26 protein-coding genes are annotated in these 20,249 nt (G+C 43.8%); 24 read left to right on the forward strand and 2 right to left on the reverse strand.

Features of this window, described 5'->3' with window-relative positions:
• Positions 1-27: 27 nt before the first annotated feature.
• The 11 genes from mlaD (at position 28) to GQ367_RS00580 (ending at position 7,884) form a co-directional block, all read left to right on the forward strand.
• Complete coding sequence (gene mlaD, locus GQ367_RS00530) at positions 28-504, forward strand: outer membrane lipid asymmetry maintenance protein MlaD (RefSeq protein WP_089515029.1); 477 nt, start codon at positions 28-30, stop codon at positions 502-504.
• 37 nt (positions 505-541) lie between these two features.
• Entirely contained in the window at positions 542-1,276 is a 735-nt protein-coding gene (locus GQ367_RS00535) for a VacJ family lipoprotein (RefSeq protein WP_215290610.1), read from the forward strand.
• Positions 1,277-1,365: 89 nt separating this feature from the next.
• Positions 1,366-2,010 (forward strand): phospholipid-binding protein MlaC, encoded by a 645-nt coding sequence (locus GQ367_RS00540; RefSeq protein ID WP_251370170.1) that lies wholly within the window; start codon positions 1,366-1,368, stop codon positions 2,008-2,010.
• 2 nt (positions 2,011-2,012) lie between these two features.
• Positions 2,013-2,291: a lipid asymmetry maintenance protein MlaB gene (locus GQ367_RS00545; protein ID WP_215290611.1), complete on the forward strand. Its 279-nt coding sequence runs from the start codon at positions 2,013-2,015 to the stop codon at positions 2,289-2,291.
• Positions 2,288-3,031, forward strand: coding sequence for an ABC transporter ATP-binding protein (locus GQ367_RS00550; RefSeq protein ID WP_215290612.1), 744 nt, complete (start codon positions 2,288-2,290; stop codon positions 3,029-3,031). The genes GQ367_RS00545 and GQ367_RS00550 overlap by 4 nt, the downstream gene beginning before the upstream one ends.
• Positions 3,028-3,816 (forward strand): ABC transporter permease, encoded by a 789-nt coding sequence (locus tag GQ367_RS00555; protein ID WP_215290613.1) that lies wholly within the window; start codon positions 3,028-3,030, stop codon positions 3,814-3,816. Before GQ367_RS00550 ends, GQ367_RS00555 begins: the two co-directional genes overlap by 4 nt.
• A 45-nt stretch (positions 3,817-3,861) precedes the next feature.
• Positions 3,862-4,104: a BolA family protein gene (locus GQ367_RS00560; RefSeq protein ID WP_215290614.1), complete on the forward strand. Its 243-nt coding sequence runs from the start codon at positions 3,862-3,864 to the stop codon at positions 4,102-4,104.
• Between the two features lie 17 nt (positions 4,105-4,121).
• Complete coding sequence (gene murA / locus GQ367_RS00565; RefSeq protein WP_215290615.1) at positions 4,122-5,405, forward strand: UDP-N-acetylglucosamine 1-carboxyvinyltransferase; 1,284 nt, start codon at positions 4,122-4,124, stop codon at positions 5,403-5,405.
• Positions 5,406-5,412: 7 nt separating this feature from the next.
• Entirely contained in the window at positions 5,413-6,051 is a 639-nt protein-coding gene (hisG, locus tag GQ367_RS00570; protein ID WP_215290616.1) for an ATP phosphoribosyltransferase, read from the forward strand.
• A 7-nt stretch (positions 6,052-6,058) separates the two neighbouring features.
• Positions 6,059-7,384: a histidinol dehydrogenase gene (gene hisD, locus GQ367_RS00575; RefSeq protein ID WP_215290617.1), complete on the forward strand. Its 1,326-nt coding sequence runs from the start codon at positions 6,059-6,061 to the stop codon at positions 7,382-7,384.
• A 110-nt stretch (positions 7,385-7,494) separates the two neighbouring features.
• Positions 7,495-7,884 carry a hypothetical protein gene (locus tag GQ367_RS00580; RefSeq protein ID WP_215290618.1) on the forward strand — a complete coding sequence of 130 codons (390 nt, stop codon included), beginning with the start codon at positions 7,495-7,497 and terminating at the stop codon, positions 7,882-7,884.
• Positions 7,885-8,026: 142 nt separating this feature from the next.
• On the opposite strand, the gene hisC is transcribed toward GQ367_RS00580, so the two are convergent.
• Positions 8,027-9,094: a histidinol-phosphate transaminase gene (gene hisC / locus GQ367_RS00585; RefSeq protein WP_215290619.1), complete on the reverse strand. Its 1,068-nt coding sequence runs from the start codon at positions 9,092-9,094 to the stop codon at positions 8,027-8,029.
• A gap of 135 nt (positions 9,095-9,229) precedes the next feature.
• Here hisC and hisB point away from each other — a divergent pair, with 135 nt between their 5' ends.
• From hisB to tatC, 10 genes are all read left to right on the forward strand, one after another.
• Positions 9,230-9,817, forward strand: a complete 588-nt coding sequence (gene hisB, locus GQ367_RS00590; RefSeq protein ID WP_215290620.1) for an imidazoleglycerol-phosphate dehydratase HisB — start codon at positions 9,230-9,232, stop codon at positions 9,815-9,817.
• A gap of 81 nt (positions 9,818-9,898) precedes the next feature.
• Positions 9,899-10,534: an imidazole glycerol phosphate synthase subunit HisH gene (hisH, locus tag GQ367_RS00595; protein ID WP_215291810.1), complete on the forward strand. Its 636-nt coding sequence runs from the start codon at positions 9,899-9,901 to the stop codon at positions 10,532-10,534.
• A 22-nt stretch (positions 10,535-10,556) separates the two neighbouring features.
• Entirely contained in the window at positions 10,557-11,294 is a 738-nt protein-coding gene (gene hisA, locus GQ367_RS00600) for a 1-(5-phosphoribosyl)-5-[(5-phosphoribosylamino)methylideneamino]imidazole-4-carboxamide isomerase (RefSeq protein ID WP_215290621.1), read from the forward strand.
• Between the two features lie 69 nt (positions 11,295-11,363).
• Positions 11,364-12,122, forward strand: a complete 759-nt coding sequence (gene hisF / locus GQ367_RS00605; RefSeq protein ID WP_215290622.1) for an imidazole glycerol phosphate synthase subunit HisF — start codon at positions 11,364-11,366, stop codon at positions 12,120-12,122.
• 55 nt (positions 12,123-12,177) lie between these two features.
• Positions 12,178-12,555, forward strand: a complete 378-nt coding sequence (hisI, locus tag GQ367_RS00610) for a phosphoribosyl-AMP cyclohydrolase (protein WP_215290623.1) — start codon at positions 12,178-12,180, stop codon at positions 12,553-12,555.
• Between the two features lie 50 nt (positions 12,556-12,605).
• Entirely contained in the window at positions 12,606-12,992 is a 387-nt protein-coding gene (locus tag GQ367_RS00615; RefSeq protein ID WP_215290624.1) for a phosphoribosyl-ATP diphosphatase, read from the forward strand.
• Positions 12,993-13,012: 20 nt separating this feature from the next.
• Positions 13,013-13,390, forward strand: a complete 378-nt coding sequence (locus GQ367_RS00620; protein ID WP_215290625.1) for a histidine triad nucleotide-binding protein — start codon at positions 13,013-13,015, stop codon at positions 13,388-13,390.
• Between the two features lie 14 nt (positions 13,391-13,404).
• A complete protein-coding gene (gene tatA, locus GQ367_RS00625; RefSeq protein ID WP_215290626.1) occupies positions 13,405-13,635 on the forward strand; it encodes a Sec-independent protein translocase subunit TatA in 231 nt (76 codons plus the stop codon).
• A gap of 87 nt (positions 13,636-13,722) precedes the next feature.
• Positions 13,723-14,211, forward strand: a complete 489-nt coding sequence (gene tatB / locus GQ367_RS00630; RefSeq protein ID WP_215290627.1) for a Sec-independent protein translocase protein TatB — start codon at positions 13,723-13,725, stop codon at positions 14,209-14,211.
• Positions 14,212-14,230: 19 nt separating this feature from the next.
• Positions 14,231-15,025, forward strand: a complete 795-nt coding sequence (gene tatC, locus GQ367_RS00635) for a twin-arginine translocase subunit TatC (RefSeq protein WP_215290628.1) — start codon at positions 14,231-14,233, stop codon at positions 15,023-15,025.
• Positions 15,026-15,078: 53 nt separating this feature from the next.
• Here the strand turns inward: tatC and GQ367_RS00640 are convergent, their stop codons facing one another.
• Positions 15,079-16,677 (reverse strand): SEL1-like repeat protein, encoded by a 1,599-nt coding sequence (locus GQ367_RS00640; protein ID WP_215290629.1) that lies wholly within the window; start codon positions 16,675-16,677, stop codon positions 15,079-15,081.
• 270 nt (positions 16,678-16,947) lie between these two features.
• On the opposite strand from GQ367_RS00640, the gene GQ367_RS00645 reads away from it, so the two are divergent.
• The 3 genes from GQ367_RS00645 to GQ367_RS00655 all read left to right on the forward strand — a co-directional run bounded on the left by GQ367_RS00645 (position 16,948) and on the right by GQ367_RS00655 (position 20,249).
• Positions 16,948-18,015 (forward strand): porin, encoded by a 1,068-nt coding sequence (locus GQ367_RS00645; protein ID WP_215290630.1) that lies wholly within the window; start codon positions 16,948-16,950, stop codon positions 18,013-18,015.
• 111 nt (positions 18,016-18,126) lie between these two features.
• Positions 18,127-19,059 carry a hydroxymethylglutaryl-CoA lyase gene (locus tag GQ367_RS00650; protein ID WP_215290631.1) on the forward strand — a complete coding sequence of 311 codons (933 nt, stop codon included), beginning with the start codon at positions 18,127-18,129 and terminating at the stop codon, positions 19,057-19,059.
• Positions 19,056-20,249, forward strand: a complete 1,194-nt coding sequence (locus GQ367_RS00655) for a CaiB/BaiF CoA-transferase family protein (RefSeq protein ID WP_215290632.1) — start codon at positions 19,056-19,058, stop codon at positions 20,247-20,249. Before GQ367_RS00650 ends, GQ367_RS00655 begins: the two co-directional genes overlap by 4 nt.

A 20,249-nucleotide genomic window follows, 5' to 3' on the forward strand; every position in this document is an offset into this window, starting at 1 on the left:
TAAAGTCTTATAAATTCTGTAAATATTATGAAAAAACAATCATTAGATATCTGGGTCGGTTTATTTGTGGCGCTCGGCCTCTTGGCTTTGCTATTTTTAGCATTGAAGGCTGGGAATATGAGTGCTTTTACTTTTGAGCCAACTTATCAGGTCAGCGCCAAGTTTGACAACATTGGCGGATTAAAACCTCGTGCTCCTGTGAAGAGCGCAGGCGTGGTGGTTGGCCGTGTTTCAGAAATTCGTTTTGATGATCAAAGTTATCAAGCCACGGTGTTCATGAATTTAGAAGAGCGTTATAAGTTCCCTAAAGACAGTTCTGCCAAGATTTTGACTTCTGGTTTGTTGGGTGAGCAGTACATTGGTTTAGAAGCTGGCGGCGATGAAGCCATGATTGCTGGTGGTAGCAAGTTAGCTCAAACACAATCAGCCATCGTTTTAGAAAATCTGATCAGTCAGTTTTTATATAACAAAGCTTCCGATGGCGCGCCATCGGACAAGAAATAGACCGAACACTTAAAAGAAAGAAGAGTAGCGATTCAATATGTTGAACTTAATCAATAAAACAATCATAAAAAAAATCTTGATGTTCAGCGTGATCGTGATGACAGGTTGTGCCACCACTCAACAAAATGAGCGCGTTGCCAAGATCGATCCATTTGAGCCCATGAATCGTGCTGTTTTCTCATTCAACGAAGCGGCTGATGATTATGTGATCAAGCCAATTGCGCAGGCCTATAAATTTGTCTTGCCTGAATTTGTTCGCACAGGCGTAACAAACTTTTTTAGTAACATCAATGATGTGTTGATTGCAGCCAATAATTTATTGCAAGCTAAACCTGTAGAAGCGGCGAGTGATATTGGACGATTTTTAATTAACTCGACCATCGGTGTTTTGGGTTTGTTTGATGTGGCGACTGATATGGGTTTGGATAAGAATAGAGAAGACTTCGGCCAAACACTTGGCGTTTGGGGTATTTCTGATGGCCCATATGTTGTGTTGCCATTCTTCGGCCCAAGCAACGTGAGAGATACAGTTGGTTTGGTGGTTGATATCGAAACTGATTTCATGATCAACACCAATAAACTCAATAGCGATGAAAAAATCGCTGTGAATGCCCTAAGAGTGATCAATCGTCGTGCAGACTTATTGGATGCAGGGCAACTTTTAGAAGATGCTGCATTTGATAAGTACAGTTTCATGAGAGATGGCTATTTACAGCGTCGCCGCAATCAGGTTTATGACGGTAATCCCCCTCCTGTGAAAGAGGAAGATTGACGAGAAAGACTGACCCTCTGAAATTGCTCGGCATTATCTATACAATTTAGGTATCTGAGACAGATCTATTAAATAAGGCACCTCGACTAATGATGCACCCTATTTTGAATAAAACATTTGCAACTATTGCTTTGACATTGATCACAGCAACAGCTTCTTTTGCTCAAGCGCCGCAAGCTGCAGCCAATATGAGTACACCAGATGGCTTGGTGAAGTTTGTGGTTGAAGATGTTATGAACACCATCAAATCTGATAAAGCCATTCAAAGTGGTGATTTAAGAAAAATCAATGCTTTGGTTGATCAAAAGATTTTGCCTTACAGTGACTTTCAAAAAACCACTCGCTTAGCGATGGGCCGCAACTGGCCGAAGGCTACACCCGCGCAGCAAGCTTTGATCACGCAAGAATTTAAGACGCTATTGATACGTATCTATGGTGGCGCTTTGGCGCAAGTAAAGGATCAAAAGATTCAATACAAGCCATTCAGAGCGTCTGCAGATGACATCGATGTGATTGTTAGAACAGTAGTTGTCGGTAAGGGCGAGCCAATTCAGTTGGACTATCGCTTAGAAAAGACCGCGAACGCTTGGCGTGTTTATGACATCAATATTTTGGGTGCATGGTTGGTTGAGTCATACCGCAACCAATTCAATGACCAGGTCAGTAAGGGTGGTATTGACGGCTTGATTCAGTTTTTACAACAAAGAAATAATTCTTTGGCCAACGCTAAATAACAATGACTGCTAGCTTCAAATTTCCTGCAAAGATTGATCACGCGAATGTTGAGTCCGTGTTAGCCGATGGGCTTGGCATGATGAAGACTTTGGCGCAGGGAAGTTTGATGGTGATTGACTGCAAGGACTTGCAATCGTTCGACTCGAGTGCCTTGAGCATGATTTTATCGATCAAGCGTCAAGCGCAAATGCAGTCAGTCAATATTCAATTAGACGCCATACCTGAAAAACTAGCGAGCCTAGCAACGGTTTATGGTTTATCAGATGTTGTGCTTGCATGAGTGCGATTGAATTTAAAAACCTCAGTAAAAATTACGGCCCTTTACTAGCACTTAATGACATTAATTTAAGTATTGAAGAGGGCGAGTTCTTTGGATTGTTAGGTCCTAACGGGGCTGGTAAAACAACACTCATTTCTATCTTGGCTGGCTTATGCAAACCAACTCATGGTCAAGTAAAAGTCATGGGTCATGATGTTCAAACAGACTTTCGTGCAGCCAGACGTTTGCTCGGCATAGTTCCACAAGAATTGGTATTTGATCCCTTTTTCAATGTTCGCGAGGCACTTGAGTTTCAATCAGGTTACTTTGGTATTAAAAATAATGGCGCCTGGATAGATGAAATCATGCACCACTTGGGCTTAACTGATAAAGCCAATAAAAACATGCGTGCTCTTTCTGGCGGTATGAAGCGCCGTGTCTTGGTAGCTCAGGCTTTGGTTCATCGCCCACCCGTGATTGTTTTGGATGAGCCAACAGCGGGTGTGGATGTGGAGTTGCGCCAATCGCTTTGGAAGTTCATCAGTCGCTTGAATCAAGAAGGTCACACGATTGTGTTGACCACTCATTACCTTGAAGAGGCAGAGCAATTGTGTAATCGCATCGCGATGCTAAAAAAAGGTCAAATCGTGGCCTTAGATACGACTGCTAATTTATTGGCAAGAGTAAAAAACCCAAATGCCAAAGATGGCGACTTGGAAGATGTCTTCATGCAAATCATGCAAGAGGAGAGTGCTTCTTGAGTCAATCAAATTTGAATACCTTCGAATCAAGCAGTGGTTTTTATGCGCTCTTCTATAAAGAAGTCAAAAGATTTTGGCGCGTGAGCTTTCAAACGGTGGCGGCACCAGTTTTAACAGCCATCTTGTATCTGATGATTTTTGGCCATGTCTTAGAAGATCATGTCAAGGTGTATGAAACCATTGGCTACACCGCATTTTTGATTCCTGGTTTGGTGATGATGAGCTTATTGCAAAATTCTTTTGCGAATACATCGTCATCTTTGATTCAGTCAAAAATCACAGGCAATTTGATTTTTGTATTACTGGCGCCTCTGTCACATTTTGAATTCTTCTCTGCTTATGTCTTGGCTGCCATGGTCAGAGGCATTGCTGTAGGAGCGGGTGTGTTTTTGGCAACCTGCTGGTTCACAGATATGAGTTTTGTTCATCCTTTGTGGGTGATTGTCTTTGGCCTCTTGAGTGCTGCACTATTAGCAGCATTGGGTTTGATCGCAGGTATTTGGGCTGAAAAGTTTGATCAGTTGGCGGCATTCCAGAATTTCTTCATCATGCCTGCGACGATGTTGTCGGGAGTTTTTTATTCGATTCACAGCTTGCCACCCATTTGGCAAACCATTTCTCATTTCAACCCATTCTTCTACATGATCGATGGTTTTAGATATGGGTTTTTTGGCATTTCTGATGTGTCACCTTGGTTCAGCTTATTGATCATCGGCGTTTTCTTTACTGGGGTGGCTGGTTTAACCTTGAAGCTGTTATCGACCGGTTATAAATTAAGACATTGATGAGCTTTATTTCATTGATGGTTGTTATTTAAAAGAGATATTCATATGTTGCCAACACCTGAACAAGTCAAAAGCTATATTGCCAATGGCATTAATTGCCTTCATCTCGAGGTTGAGGGAGATGGCCAACATTTTTTTGCTACGATTGTGAGTGCTGACTTTGAGGGCTTGCGTTTGGTCCAGCGTCATCAAAAAGTCTATGCTGCTTTGGGCGATCGGATGAAGTCTGAGATTCATGCCCTATCATTCAAGGCATTGACGCCAGAAGAGCATGCGGCTGGGAAATAATTAAAAGGTTATAAGACGTGGATAAGTTATCAATACAAGGCGGCATCCCTTTAAAAGGTGAGATCACCATCACGGGTGCTAAAAACGCGGCACTGCCGATTTTGTGTGCAGGTCTTTTAAGCGCCGAGCCGATCACTTTAAGAAATCTCCCTGATCTTCAGGATGTGCGCACAATTCTAAAAATTTTGGCGCAGATGGGCTTGAAGGTTACATTCCCGAATCCGGAAGATCGTTCAGTGGTTATTTTGGATGGCTCTGAAATTCATACGCCGGAAGCTTCTTATGACTTGGTGAAAACCATGCGCGCGTCTATCTTGGTATTAGGTCCATTGTTGGCGCGTTTTGGCCATGCCAAAGTATCTTTGCCAGGTGGTTGTGCGATTGGTGCGCGCCCAGTGGATCAGCACATCAAGGGCTTGAAAGCCATGGGTGCGGATATTCATATTGAGCATGGTTACATCGAAGCAAAGTTTGGTAAAAATCCGAATGCCTTGGTGGGTGCAAAAATTTTGACCGACATGATCACGGTCACTGGCACAGAAAACTTGATGATGGCTGCAGTGCTGGCTGAGGGTGAAACAGTTTTAGAAAATGCTGCCCGTGAACCAGAGGTGACTGATTTAGCAGAATTGCTGATCAAGATGGGCGCCAACATCAAGGGTCTTGGTACTGATCGTTTGATCATCAAGGGAGTTAAAGCTTTGCATGGTGCTGAGCACAGCATTATTCCGGATCGTATTGAAACTGGCACATTCATGTGCGTGGCTGGTGCCATGGGTGAATTGGGCGCTGATCTGATGATTAAAAATGCTCGTCCTGATACCTTGGATGTGGTGATTGATAAATTGCGCGAAGCGGGTTTAAAGATTGAAGTGGGGGCTGATTGGATCCATGTGACCATGAATCAACGTCCTAAAGCCGTTAGTTTCAAGACTTCTGAATACCCAGCCTTCCCAACTGATATGCAGGCCCAGTTCATGGCCATGAATGCGATTGCCAATGGCACATCACGGGTCACGGAAACCATCTTTGAAAATCGTTTTATGCACGTTCAAGAGCTGAATCGCTTGGGTGCCAATATTGTGATTGAGGGCAATACTGCCACCACCGAGGGAGTCAAAGGCTTATCCGGAGCCATTGTGATGGCCACGGATTTGCGGGCATCTGCCAGTTTGGTGATTGCTGGCTTGGCCGCTCAGGGCGAGACGATTGTGGATCGGATTTACCATTTGGACCGCGGATATGACCGGATGGAGAAAAAATTAGCCGCAGTAGGCGCTAACATCGTTCGCATGAAATAATAGAGCCATGTCCAAAATGATTACTTTGGCCCTATCCAAGGGCCGTATCTTTGATGAAACTTTGCCGATGCTGGCAAAGGCGGGTATCACTGTGTCTGAAGATCCAGAGACTTCACGCAAATTAATCTTGCCAACTTCCAGTCCTAATCTAAGGGTGATCATCGTCCGAGCATCTGATGTGCCAACGTATGTGCAATACGGGGCTGCTGATTTAGGTGTGGCTGGTTACGATGTATTGGCAGAACACGGCATGGATGGTTTGTATGCGCCCATCGATTTGGGTATTGCAAAGTGTCGTATGTCAGTGGCTGTTCGTGAAGGATTTGATTATGTAAACGCGGTTCGCCAAGGCGCTCGTTTGCGCGTGGTGACAAAGTATGTCGAACAGGCACGCGAACACTTTGCTAATAAAGGTGTTCACGTTGATTTGATCAAATTGTACGGCTCAATGGAATTAGGCCCATTGGTTGGCTTGGCGGATGCCATTGTTGATTTGGTGTCTACGGGCAATACTTTAAAAGCCAATCAATTAAAAGAAGTTGAAGTGATCAGTCAGATCAGTTCTCGCTTGGTCGTGAATCAGGCCGCGTACAAGAGACGCCGTGCTGATTTGCAAGCTTTGTTAGACGCATTTTCAAAAGTGTGATGTTCTGATGACCAATCTTGTTCGCCAACTCAATAGTCAAGACGCTGATTTTTCATCTGCGCTTAAAAAGCTATTGGCTTTTGATGCAGCAGATGACGAAGCGATTGATTTAGCTGCAGCAAAAATTTTGGCCGATGTCAAAGCGCGTGGTGACCAAGCTGTATTGGACTACACGCAAAATTTTGATCGCCTCTCTAAAGAGCAAGCAAGTTCAATCAAATCATTAGAAATTACAAAAACAGAATTATTTGCAGCGCTTGAATCTTTGCGAAAAGAACAAAGAACCGCTTTAGAGGCCGCAGCTGCCAGAGTTAAAAGTTATCACGAGCGTCAAAAGATTGAATCAGGTTGTCACAGCTGGGACTACGCTGATGAAGACGGTACTCGTTTAGGTCAAAAGGTAACGCCTTTGGATCGTGCAGGTTTGTATGTTCCAGGCGGTAAAGCTGCCTATCCATCATCTGTGTTGATGAACGCCATTCCAGCGAAGGTGGCTGGTGTGAGTGAAGTCATCATGGTGGTGCCAACACCTGATGGTGTACGCAATCCATTGGTTTTGGCTGCTGCAGCAGTCGCTGGTGTGGATCGAGCCTTCACCATTGGTGGTGCTCAAGCTGTGGGTGCTTTGGCTTATGGCACAGAAACAATTCCAGCGGTCGATAAGATTGTCGGTCCGGGTAATGCTTATGTGGCGGCTGCTAAGCGTCGCGTATTTGGTACTGTTGGTATCGATATGATTGCAGGCCCATCAGAGATTTTAGTTTTGTGTGATGGCAATACCAATCCAGATTGGATTGCGATGGATTTGTTCTCACAAGCTGAACATGATGAATTGGCCCAATCTATTTTGTTGTGCCCAAGTCAATCATTCATTGATCAAGTCCAAGCCAGCATTTTGAAGTTTTTGCCAGAGATGCCAAGACAGGCAGTGATTAAAAAATCATTGCAAGATCGTGGCGCGATGATTTTGGTCAAAGACATGCATGAGGCTTGTGAAATTGCTAATTCAATTGCAGCCGAGCATTTAGAAATTTGCGCAGACAATCCTCGTCAATGGTCAGAGTTAATTCGTCATGCGGGCGCGATTTTCATGGGCCCATACACCAGTGAGTCTTTGGGTGATTATTGCGCTGGACCGAATCACGTTTTACCGACGATGAGAACGTCACGCTTTTCATCTCCTTTGGGTGTTTATGATTTCATCAAGCGTTCAAGCATGATCGAGGTCAGTGAAACAGGTGCTCAAAAGCTAGGACAGATCGCCAGCACCTTAGCGCACGGCGAAGGTTTACAAGCTCACGCAAGAGCCGCCGAGTTAAGACTCAAGAAGTAATCCAATAAAAAGTATTAAAAGTAATGGCACACAAACTGTGTGCCATTACTTTTGTCGATTTGATTTCTTACTTATAAAAACTATAAAATTCTGTTTTAAGAGGAGACAATATGAACATAACATCATTCAGCACCCTTCAATACTCAAAAGAATTACAAGCTGTTGGGTTCAGTCAATCTCAGGCAGAGGTCATCGCCGAAGGTGTGGGCATGAATTTAAATGCCACACATGACTTTTCAACCAAGAAAGAGTTGTATGAAGTTAGAGATCAGTTGAATGAAAAAATTGATCAAAAGTTTGATCATCTAGATAAGAAAATTGATCTTCTTGATGTGAAATTTAAACACTTGGACGGCAAGGTTTCCGATTTAGAAGGCAAAATTAACTGCATGGCAGATGTGTTAACTAGCAAACTATTCAATCGCCTGGGAGGCTTGATGGTCGCATGCATGTCAGTGGGTATTAGTGCAGTGGCATTTTTTACAAGAGGTATCGCCTAAGTGGATACTTGTCAAATATCAGCTATATCCGAGATAAAAGGATTTTTTGGCACTTCAAATAAAAAAGTGACCACAGATCAGATGAATAAAGCAGTTATTGAAAAAGTAAAGACGAATAACGGATGCAATATTCCAAAGTTAGTTAAAGAATCTCTTTGATCGCTTTAACTAAGGCATCACACTGTTCGTCAGTGCCGATGGTGATGCGAAGATATTGATCAATCCTCGGTAATTTGAAATGACGCACGATGATGTGTTTTTCGCGAAGTGATGCTGATAATTTTGCAGCATCGTGTTTAGGATGTTTCGTGAAAATGAAATTGGCCGAAGACGGAATGGTTTCAAAGCCAAGAGCATTCAGTGATTGAATCAAGTTCTCACGCGTTTTGATGACAGCCTGACTGATCTTCTTCAAGTAATCTTGATCTTCAATCGCTGCCATAGCGCCAGCCATCGCTAATTTATCAATCGGGTAAGAGTTAAAACTGTTTTTAACGCGCTCAAGTGCTTCAATCAAATCAGGATGACCCACGGCATAACCCACACGCAAGCCAGCCAAAGCATATGACTTTGATAGGGTGTGAGTAACCAATAGGTTGTTGTATTGCTTGATCAATGGCACGGCTGATGAAGTTCCAAAATCAACATACGCTTCATCAATCACCACAACGCTGTCTTTGTTGGATTGAAGCAATGTTTCAATGACTTTTAATGGCAGTGCTTTACCTGTGGGTGCATTCGGGTTCGGGAAAATGATGCCGCCATTACGACCATTATTTTTCTTCAGGTAGTCAGCAACTGAAATTGAAAAGTCATCGCTCAGTGGAATGTTCTCAAAAGCGATGCCGTAGAGTTTGCAGTAGACCGGATAAAAACTGTAAGTAATGTCCGGAAATAGAATGGGGTCTTCGTGTTTGAGTAAACCTAAAAACAAATGGGCTAAGACTTCATCGGAACCATTGCCAACAAATACTTGATTGGCTGTCAGACCATGAAGTTTGGCAATGCTTTGCTTCAAGGCATCAGAATTTGGGTCCGGATAAAGACGCAGGGCTTCGGTATTGGCGGCGGCGATTGCGGCCAATGCTTTTGGAGAGGGGCCATAAGGGCTCTCATTGGTATTGAGCTTGATGAGCTGGCTTAATTTGGGTTGTTCGCCCGGAACATAGGGCGTTAACTCTTTAACAGTTTTGCTCCAAAAACGGCTCATCTTCTTGTCTTGCCTTATTAATTCAGTAATTTATACGGTTATTTCAATGATTTTTAGCTAATTTCGTTCAAAATCAGCACCTTCAGAAGGTTACCACGGGGTGGAATTTCAGGGGGACGGTGATATTATGACGGTATGCGCAACGTAGACGTCACTCGTAACACCTCAGAAACCCAAATCCAGATTGCTCTCAACCTGGATGGCACGGGTAAAGCTCAACTTAATTCTGGGGTTCCATTCCTAGATCACATGCTTGATCAAATTGCTCGCCATGGCATGATCGACTTGGCTGTTACAGCCAAAGGCGACACGCATATTGACGATCACCACACTGTTGAAGATGTGGGCATCACTTTGGGTCAAGCGATTGCTAAGGCAGTAGGCGATAAAAAAGGCATCACTCGTTATGGCCATTCTTATGTGCCATTGGATGAAACCTTGTCACGCGTTGTGATTGATTTCTCAGGTCGTCCAGGTTTGGAGTTCCATGTACCTTTCACACGCGCACGCGTGGGTGATTTTGATGTTGATTTGACGATTGAGTTTTTCCGCGGGTTCGTGAACCACGCGGGTGTGACTTTGCACATCGACAATATTCGCGGCATCAATGCGCACCACCAAATTGAAACAGTGTTTAAGGCCTTTGGTCGTGCTTTGCGCATGGCTTTGGAATTAGACCCTCGTGCCAGTGGTGTGGTTCCTTCTACAAAAGGTAGTTTGTAAAAACTCGTCCACTCACCTGTCCGCTATTAGGTTCAGACCTTGTCTAAAAATTCACCAAGCATTGCCATTGTCGATTACGGAATGGGTAATCTGCGCTCAGTTGCGCAGGCATTGATGCATGCTGCTCCTGAAGCAAAAGTGATGATCTCTTCAAAAGTTGAAGAAATTAAAGCCGCAGACAAAGTGGTGCTCCCAGGACAAGGTGCCATGCCTGATTGCATGTCACATTTACAAGAGTCTGGATTATTGGACGCCGTTTTAGAAGCCAGCCGCACCAAACCAATGTTGGGTGTTTGTGTGGGTGAGCAAATGCTGTTTGAGAGTAGTACCGAGGTTCGTTTTGATGCACCCGCTGGAACAAATGTCACCCCAGGTCTTGGTTTGTTGCCAGGCAAGGTGATTCGTTTTGATTTGGCTGGAAAAAATCAGGCGGATGGCTCACACTTCAAAGTGCCGCACATGGGTTGGAATCAAGTGCAACAAGTTCAAAAGCACGCATTGTGGGAAGGTATTCCAGATAACAGCGCCTTTTATTTTGTGCACAGCTACTATGCAGTTCCTGCTAATTCAGCTCATACTGTAGGTGCAACAGATTACGGATCTTTGTTTACATGTGCCGTGGCAAAAGATAATATTTTTGCAACACAGTTTCACCCAGAAAAAAGCGCACACTTAGGTTTGCGTTTGTATCAGAATTTCACTCGTTGGCAACCTTAATCATTTTTATTAAATATCTATCATGTTGTTAATACCTGCAATTGATCTCAAACAAGGCCACTGTGTTCGTTTAGAGCAAGGTGATATGGATAAAGTCACGACTTTCTCGGAAGATCCAGGCGCGATGGCAAAGCACTGGGTTGAACAGGGTGCACGTCGTTTGCACTTGGTTGATTTGGATGGTGCCTTTGCTGGTAAACCTAAAAATGAATCTGCGATTAAATCAATTTTAAAAGCGGTTGGTGACGATATTCCTGTTCAATTGGGTGGTGGTATTCGTGATCTAGAAACCATTGAGCGTTTATTGGATGATGGCATCAGCTACGTGATCATTGGTACGGCTGCGGTGAAGAACCCAGGATTTTTACAAGACGCATGTGTGGCTTTTCCAGGGCACATCATTGTTGGTCTAGATGCCAAAGATGGCAAAGTGGCCACCGATGGTTGGAGCAAATTAACCGGCCATGAAGTGATTGATTTAGCAAAAAAATACGAAGACTATGGTGTTGAAGCCATTGTCTATACCGACATTGGTCGCGATGGTATGTTGCAAGGTATCAATATGGACGCCACTGTGAAGTTGGCGCAAGCGGTGAACATTCCAATCATTGCCAGTGGTGGCTTGACCAATATGAAAGACATTGATGCTTTGTGCGCTGCTGAGCCAGAGGGTGTGATGGGCGTGATCGCAGGCCGTGCGATTTATACCGGTGATCTTGATCTTGCCAAAGCTCAGAAGTATGCCGATGGTAAGAAGTGACGGTAAGAATTTATTAAGTCCTTGATCATCATTAAATAAACAAACAAATAAAAAAGTAATAAAACATTCATGCTTTCAAAAAGAATCATTCCTTGTTTAGACGTCACCGCAGGTCGGGTGGTCAAGGGCGTGAACTTTGTTGAGTTGCGTGATGCTGGTGACCCTGTTGAAATTGCCAAGCGTTATGACGATCAGGGCGCCGATGAAATTACTTTTTTAGATATCACTGCCACATCTGATGAGCGTGATTTGATTTTGCACATCATCGAAGATGTGGCCTCACAAGTGTTCATTCCTTTAACAGTCGGTGGCGGTGTTCGTGCTGTGGCCGATGTGCGTCGTTTGCTGAATGCTGGTGCAGATAAAGTGGGCATGAACTCTGCTGCCGTGGCCAACCCAGATTTAGTCTCTGATTCCGCGGCCAAGTATGGTTCGCAATGCATCGTGGTGGCCATTGATGCCAAACAAACTTCACCAGGTGTGTGGGAAGTGTTCACGCATGGTGGTCGAAAGAATTCGGGTATCAATGCCATTGCTTGGGCGCAAGAAGTAGCCAAGCGAGGTGCTGGTGAAATTTTATTGACCAGCATGGATCGCGACGGCACAAAAAATGGATTTGATTTAGCTTTGACCCGTGCAGTGAGTGATGCTGTGTCTGTGCCGGTGATTGCATCAGGTGGCGTGGGCAATTTGCAGCATTTGGCTGATGGCATCAAAGAAGGTCATGCTGATGCAGTGTTGGCCGCGAGTATTTTTCACTTTGGTGAATACACCGTGGGTCAAGCCAAACAGTTGATGGCCGAGCAAGGTATACCGGTGCGCCTTTAGCATTTAAGGTGTCTAAGGCATCTAACGTATTTAACCGAATCGATTTGGAATTGACATGAGTGATAAAAACGCACAATCAAATAACTGGCTAGACCAAGTGACTTGGAATGAGCAGGGCTTGGTGGCTGTGATCGCTCAAGAGTTTGATACGGGTGACGTGCTGATGATGGCGTGGATGAACCGTGAATCATTGCAGCTCACTTTAGAAAAAGGCGAGGCCGTGTATTGGTCGCGTTCTAGAAAAAAGATTTGGCACAAGGGCGAAGAATCTGGCCATGTGCAAACAGTGAAGAGTATTCATTTGGATTGTGATGGCGATACGATTTTGATCAAAGTGGATCAAAAGGATCGCATTGCTTGTCACACGGGTGAACATAGTTGTTTTTTCTTGGATTTAGAAAAAACATCCAATGGCCCTGTTTGGAAAAAATAGTTTAGAGTTGTTCCATTCAGATAAGTGCCTCATTAAATAAAAAGCTAAATATGACAGAGCAAAACAAATTAATTAACAGCATGGATGCAATCAAACGATTGGCCGATGTGGTGGATGCTCGTCGTGCTGATTTTTTAGCAGGCAATGCCAATCCTGATGTTTCTTATATTGCTAAGTTATTCAGTAAGGGCGATGACGCGATCTTGAAAAAGATTGGCGAAGAAGCTGCTGAGACTGTGATGGCGGCCAAAGATAGTCGTTTTGCCAACTTAGCCCCAGAAATGCAAAGCAAGTTGGTGGGTGAGATTGCCGATCTTTGGTTCCACTGTTTCGTGGCTTTGTCTCAGTTCAATTTGCGTCCTGAGGATGTGATTGCTGAGTTAGAGCGCCGCGAAGGGGTTTCTGGCATTGCTGAAAAAGCCGCCAGAAAATCTTAATCTTCCCTAAGTTCAGTCTTATGAGCCAAGAATCTACTCACAATCATTCAGAAAATTGCATTTTTTGCAAAATCATTGCCGGTCAAATACCGAGTAAAAAGGTCTATGAAGACGAGGATTTATTTGCCTTTCATGACATAAATCCTGGGGCGCCGGTTCATTTTCTGATTGTGCCTAAGCGTCATTTTGCTAATTTAATGAATACGACTAGCGCAGATGGTGAATTACTGGGTAGAATGTTAACAATTGCACCGCGCCTTGCCCAAGAGCAAGGATGCCGCCCTGGCGACTCCGGGGGCTTTCGTGTAGTTATCAATAACGGTGTAGATGGTGGTCAAGAGGTTTACCATTTGCACATGCATGTGATGGGTGGCCCCCGTCCGTGGAATAAAAACTAATTAGGAGTTAAAAAATGGGTTCATTTAGCGTTTGGCATTGGATTATTGTTTTAGTGATCGTTCTTTTGGTGTTCGGTACTAAAAAATTGCGCAACATTGGTTCAGATTTGGGTGGAGCTGTTAAAGGCTTTAAAGATGGCATGAAGAATGGCGAAGAGAAGCCAGCAGATCCTGCTAATCAGATCCAAGGTCAGAACGATGGCAAGACAGTGGATGTTCAAGCCAAGGATGTGAACAGAGGTTAAGACCTCCAAGCATTGGGTGTGTTTGCCATTGCTGGTATACACAACTTTGCTTGATACACACCATCATTATTTTTAAGTTCATTTGACATGATCGATCTTGGAGTTTCCAAGCTCGCCCTCATTGCGGTAGTCGCATTGGTGGTGATTGGTCCTGAGCGTTTACCAAAGGTTGCACGCATGGCGGGTAATTTGTTGGGTCGTGCTCAGCGCTATATGGCTGAAGTGAAAAGTGAAGTCAATCGTCAGGTTGAATTAGATGAACTGAAGAAGATGCAAGAAGCTGCAACTTCAGCTGTGAAAGATGTTGAGTCCAGTATCAATCAAGTCACGAGCGAAGCTAGTTCGAGTTTGAACGATCCTGAGTTCAGTTATGACTTTGATAATAACTATGGTGTGCGTGAGCCTAAAAGTAATGTGCGCCAAGGTCGCGATAGCTGGGGTGTGAAGAAAACAGCGATGCCTCAGTGGTACAAGCGCAACACTGGCGTGAAAACAAAGATTCAGTCGGGTGCAGCCAGAGTGAAGCGTTTTCGCCGTGCTGCTAGTCAGCAAAAAACACCAAAATCATTTTTCTAAGAGCGCAAGTATTTAAACCATGTCACAAAATCAAACACCTGAAGCAGATAAAGAAGACGGAATCCAAGAAACATTCCTGTCTCATTTATTTGAGCTGCGTGATCGCTTGATCAAAGCAGTCGGTGCTTTGTTGTTGGTGTTTTTGTGTTTGGTGTATTGGGCGCCGGATATTTTCCATTTGTTCTCTAAGCCTCTACTTGATGCATTACCAAGTGGCGGCAAGATGATCGTGACCGATGTCACGGGTTCATTCTTCGTGCCAATGAAAGTCACGATGTTGGTGGCGTTCTTGGGTGCTTTACCTGTGATCATGTATCAGTTGTGGGCTTTTATTGCTCCGGGTTTGTATAACCACGAGCGTCAATTGATCCTGCCGATTGTGACCAGCAGTTATTTGTTGTTCATCGCTGGTATGGCATTCGCCTACTTCTTAGTGTTCCCAACTGTGTTTCAGTTCATGGCGCATTACAACGCACCCTTAGGTGCTGATATGGCGACTGACATTGATAAGTATTTGAGTTTTGCCATGACCACTTTCTTGGCATTTGGTTTGACCTTTGAAGTCCCCGTGGTTGTGGTGGTGTTGGTGAAGTTGGGCATGGTCAGAATCGCAAAGCTCAAAGAGATCCGCCCTTACGTGATTGTGGGCGCCTTCGTGATTGCCGCAGTTGTGACGCCACCAGATGTGTTGTCACAATTATTGTTGGCTGTGCCTCTTTGTATCTTGTATGAGTTGGGTATTTTTGTGGCCAGGTTCTATGAGAAGAAGTTAGATCCTGCCGATGAAGCGGCTGAAGCGGCTGCAGCCAATTAATTTACGAATTAAATTAGTTAGAAATATAAAAATAAAATAGTTAAAAAACTCAGTTATTTAACTTGCACCATTTCCATGAGTTTTTCTAAGCGATAACGTCGCTGTCTTAAATTACCTTCATCCAAACTATTACTAAGTTCAGCATTTGCAAATGCTTTGCTGGCCATCATCAATGCTTTGCGTTGCTCTAATGTTTCAATCAATATGAGTCGTGGAGTTGAGCGGGGTAGTTCTGCTCTGATATCTACCACTGCACCATGTTCATGTTGAATGGCTGCAATGTTAGCAAGCAACAATTCTGCTTTTGATAAATTTAATTGATTCGCCACAATCACTCGATGACACATGAGAAGTATTTCTCCAGTGAAGCGATGAGAGTTTTCAATCATTGCTTGAGCAACAGCACTTGCTAGTTGATGCCAATCATTTTTCTTGGGATTGGAATGACTTTCCATGATTTTAGAAAGCAATTCTTGAGCTTCTGGTACACCTTGCTGTGTGGCATGCCATACCCAATACGAAGCTTGTAGCCCTTCAACTTCTTCTGATAGTTGTGCACGTTTGCGCCAGAGAGCTGCACCTTTGCGGTATTGAGCTTGTGGATGACCTAGGTCGGCCGCCTTGTCAAAAAATAAATCACTGTCTTCAGCACTGTAGCCAGAGTATTGCGGCATGCGGTTAATAAGACCCAGTGCGTACCAAGCTTCGCGTTCGCCGTGATTGGCAGCAAGCTTTAGCCAATAAACCGCACGCTTTAAGCGAGCGTTACCAGAATTTATTTTTGCTTCAGTGGCTGTCGAAACATTTTTATCGTTACCAATCACTTCATCAACTATTGTGTCTAATTTTGCAAGGCGTAAACCCATGGCGAGTTGCGCTGGAACGTAGCCAAGCTCAGCAGCAATTTCTAATGCATCAGCATTTTGTAATTGTTGCCATCCTGCCCAGTAAATGGGGAGGTGTTTTTGTTGGTGTTTTTTATTGCTAAGTAGGCTCGGTAGATGCATCTTCAATGCGGGCACTAAGCTGGCATCAATACCTTGACTGAAAGAGAAGCCTAAAGAAAGTAAGCTACTTAAACCGATGTCATTCGATTGAGTGGCCAATGAGGCGATGATTTTTTTTGAGCGATCAACATCCAATGTGCCTAAGCGACCATCTTGCAAGCATTGAGCGAGTAATTTTTTAGCAGAAGCTTGCTCATTGAAAGAAGATAAGTCAGCGAGTTCTTCTAAATAGCGATGAGCGAGCGTGAGAAATGATTCAAGACCACCAGCATCACTCCAATTTTTTTCAGACATTTGTGCAAATGCCAAAGCAGTGATGGGTGTTTGAGATATTTGATTTGTTTGAGGTGCAAATTGAGAGATGGCTTGTGCCATCAGCCATCTGGCACGGGTGTGCCCTGTGTTGGCGGCCAATAAAAGGCATTTCCAGGCAAAGGGTGCTTGGCTTGAGGAGAGGTTGATCGTGAGTTCAAGGTGATCAGCCACAAAATTAAATATTTCGTCATTAAATCCGATACTTACGGATGCTTTTTCAAGCCAAAGCAAAGCATTTTGAGAGTTTTTGGGCACTCCATCGTCCCCAAGCATATAAATATGGCCTATTTTCTGTTGCGCCAAAGCATCACCAGAGCGGGCTAATTTCATGATTTTCAGGAATTCTCTGCTTGCCATGTGACAAAAATACCTTTTTTATTAGGGTTAATATGTATTTAACACCTAATTTCTCTTGAAATACAGTGATTTAAAAATGATTTGTTGCGTAGATGCAACACTATGTGAATTTGTTCCAAAAATCGACAGAGAAACACCCCCGCAGCCCCGCAACTACACAATAAGAGCCAATGACCTGTTGCAGTATGGCTAGGTCCCTAGATTAACTAGGTACGTTTATTTCACATTTTTGGAGATTTACGAATGAAAAAATTATTAATCGCTTCTGCAGCATTAGCAATGGTTGCTGGTACAGTGCAAGCCCAATCATCAGTAACTATTTCTGGTCGTATCGATCAGTCTGTTGCTTCTCATGATGCTGGTGTTGCAAATCAAGGTAATCTTGGTAAAGTTAACTCAAACACATACGCTACAAGCCGTATTACTTTTGCTGGCGTTGAAGATTTAGGCGGTGGTATGAAAGCTGGTTTCTTCTTGGAAACTGGTTTGTCTCCTGATGCTGGCACAGCAGGTAGCACATCTACAACAGGTCAATTCTTCAGCCGTGAATCAAACATGTACGTAAGCGGTGGTTTCGGTGAAATTCGTGTTGGTAAGATCACAACAGACGCAACTGATTCTGACGTATTTGTTAACGCAACAGCTTCTCACGTTGCTGGTATGAACCAAGCGTTGGTTGGTAAGCGTATTGGTGGTGTTGCTGGTGCAGCTGCAACTGGTATCGACTCTTTGGGCGACAACTCTGACAACACAGTGGCTTACAAGCTACCGACATTCTCTGGCGCAACAGTACAGTTGTTCCGTGCTGCTGGTGAAAACGCAGGTGGCTACGACACAGGTTCAGCTAACGGTGCTTCAGTACGTTACGTTAACGGTAAGTTGAAAGCTACTGCAGCTCAAATCAACAAAAAGATCTCTACTGGTAAATCACAAGACCAAACTTCATATGGTTTGAGCTATGACTTCGGTATGGTTCGCGTTGGTGCAATTCAAGTTGTTTCTGATTACACAGAAACAACTGCTAACGACAAAGCTAAAGCAACTGTATTCAGCGCAGCTGTGCCAGTTAACGCTAAGGTAACTTTGGTTGGCGCATACCACACAGCTAAGAACGATTTAGGTTCAGCTTATGATGGTAAAGCTACAGTAGTTGGTGCAACTTATGACTTCAGCAAGCGTACAGCTGCTTACGTAACATATGCAGCATCTAAGAACGAAGCATCTGGTAACTACTCTGTTACAGGTATGACAGGTACAACTGCTGGTGCGGATGAGAAGTTGACATCTGTTGGTATCAAGCACTTCTTCTAATCTAATGCTGGCCTAGCCAGTTTTAGTTAGATGAAATTGAACCCACTCTTCGGAGTGGGTTTTTATTTTTTCAACTCTAGATCTTTAGTCATTCTTGTTTAGAATATCCCAATGGGTATCTTAGACACTTCCAACATGGTTTTAATTAGCGAGGTAGGCCCACGTGATGGCTTGCAATCGATTAAGAGCATCATGTCAACCGAAAGCAAGCGACTTTGGTTAAATGCCTTGTATGAAGCCGGACTCAAAGAAATAGAAGTTTGCTCATTTGTACCCGCTAGCTTATTGCCTCAAATGGCAGATGCTCCAGAAATTGCCAGTTATGCAAAGTCATTGAAAAAAGGAATGGTCCTTGCATTGGCTCCGAATTTGAAGGGGGCTCAATTAGCAATCCAATCAGGAGTTGATAAAGTCACGATTCCTGTTTCAGCAAGTGAAGCTCACTCACTGGCTAATGTCAAAAAAACACGCCAAGAAATGATTTCTGAAGTTAAGAAAATCATTGAGTATAAAAATCAAACCTCTCCCAATGTACTGATAGAAGTGGGTATTTCAACTGCATTTGGTTGCACCCTGCAGGGGTCTGTCAGTGAATCAGACGTTATATCTATGTCTTATGAGCTGGCGAATATGGGTGTAGATGAAGTGGGTTTGTCTGATACTGCTGGCTATGCCAACCCTGCACAAGTAAAACGATTATTTAAACAGTTGAGACAAGAAGTTAATGAAAAAGCTGGGGCTGCTCATATGCATAACACTCGGGGCTTGGGTCTTGCAAATTGCTTAGCGGCATTTGAGGAAGGGGTCAGAACATTTGATTCCTCACAAGGTGGACTTGGGGGATGTCCCTATGCTCCAGGCGCATCAGGCAATGTGGTGACAGAGGATTTGGTATTTATGTTTGAGGCGATGGGAGTTATGACTGGCATCAATTTTGAGCAGCTATTAAAGGCTAGAGAGATTCTTCAGGCGGCATTACCCAATGAAACAATTTATGGAATGACTCCACAAGCAGGTTTGCCTAAAGGCTCATCCTTGAAATGAAGAAAAAATCTTTGCCTTATGAAGGGGTTCGAGTCATTGAATTTAGTCACATGGTGATGGGGCCAAGTTGCGGAATGGTTCTTGCTGACCTTGGTGCAGAAGTGATCAAAGTTGAGCCAATTGAAGGAGACAGGACGCGCGATCTCTTGGGGTCTGGCGCTGGCTTTTTTTCAATGTTTAATCGCAATAAGAAAAGTATTGCAGTGAATTTAAAGTCAGATGAAGGTCGAACTTTCGTCGAAAAATTAGTTGCCGGCGCAGATATTGTCAGCGAAAACTTTCGTTCGGGTGTGATGGCTCAATATGGCTTTGACTATGCCACGCTCTCAAAGAAATATCCCAAAATCATCTACGTCTCTCACAAGGGATTTCTGCCTGGACCTTACGATCACCGCACAGCTTTAGATGAGGTTGTACAAATGATGGGAGGATTGGCTTATATGACTGGCCCTGAAGGGCAACCTCTGCGAGCCGGCAGTTCAGTCAATGACATCATGGGTGGCATTTTTGGCGCCATTGGAGTCATGGCAGCTTTAAGAACCCGTGAACATACGGGGATAGGTCAGGAGGTTCAATCTGCCTTATTTGAAAATAATGTGCTTTTGGTTGGTCAACACATGATGCAATATGCAAGCACAGGCGTACCAGCATCTCCCATGCCAAGTCGTGTTTCAGCTTGGGGTATTTATGATGTTTTTAAAGTCAAAGACGAAGAACAAATATTTTTAGCAGTGGTTTCAGATGGTCAATGGGAAACGTTCTGTGATGCTTTTAAATTAGAGCAACTAAAGTTGGACGAACGATTAAAAACAAATAACTTAAGAGTTGAAAATCGGACTTTATTGCTGCCAATCTTAAGAGAAATGTTTTTGACCATGGATATCAAGCATGTCGCAGAAATTTTTGAGAAAAACGGGTTGCCTTATGCGCCAATCACAAAACCACAAGAACTGTTTAATGACCCTCATTTAGCGGCAACGAATGGTCTAGGTGAATTGGTGATGTCATCTGGCCCACGAGCCGGTAAAAAAACCAAAACACCGCTTTTGCCAATTACTATAGGCGGAAATCGTTTACCCATTAGGTTAAGCCCCCCGCAATTGGGAGAGCATACGCAACAGTTGATGCAAGAGCTTGGTTATTCAGAGGAAGCATTTCAGGACTTTATTGACAAGAAAATTATCAAATAA

The organism is Polynucleobacter sp. MWH-CaK5, from assembly GCF_018687615.1.
Taxonomy (GTDB): domain Bacteria; phylum Pseudomonadota; class Gammaproteobacteria; order Burkholderiales; family Burkholderiaceae; genus Polynucleobacter.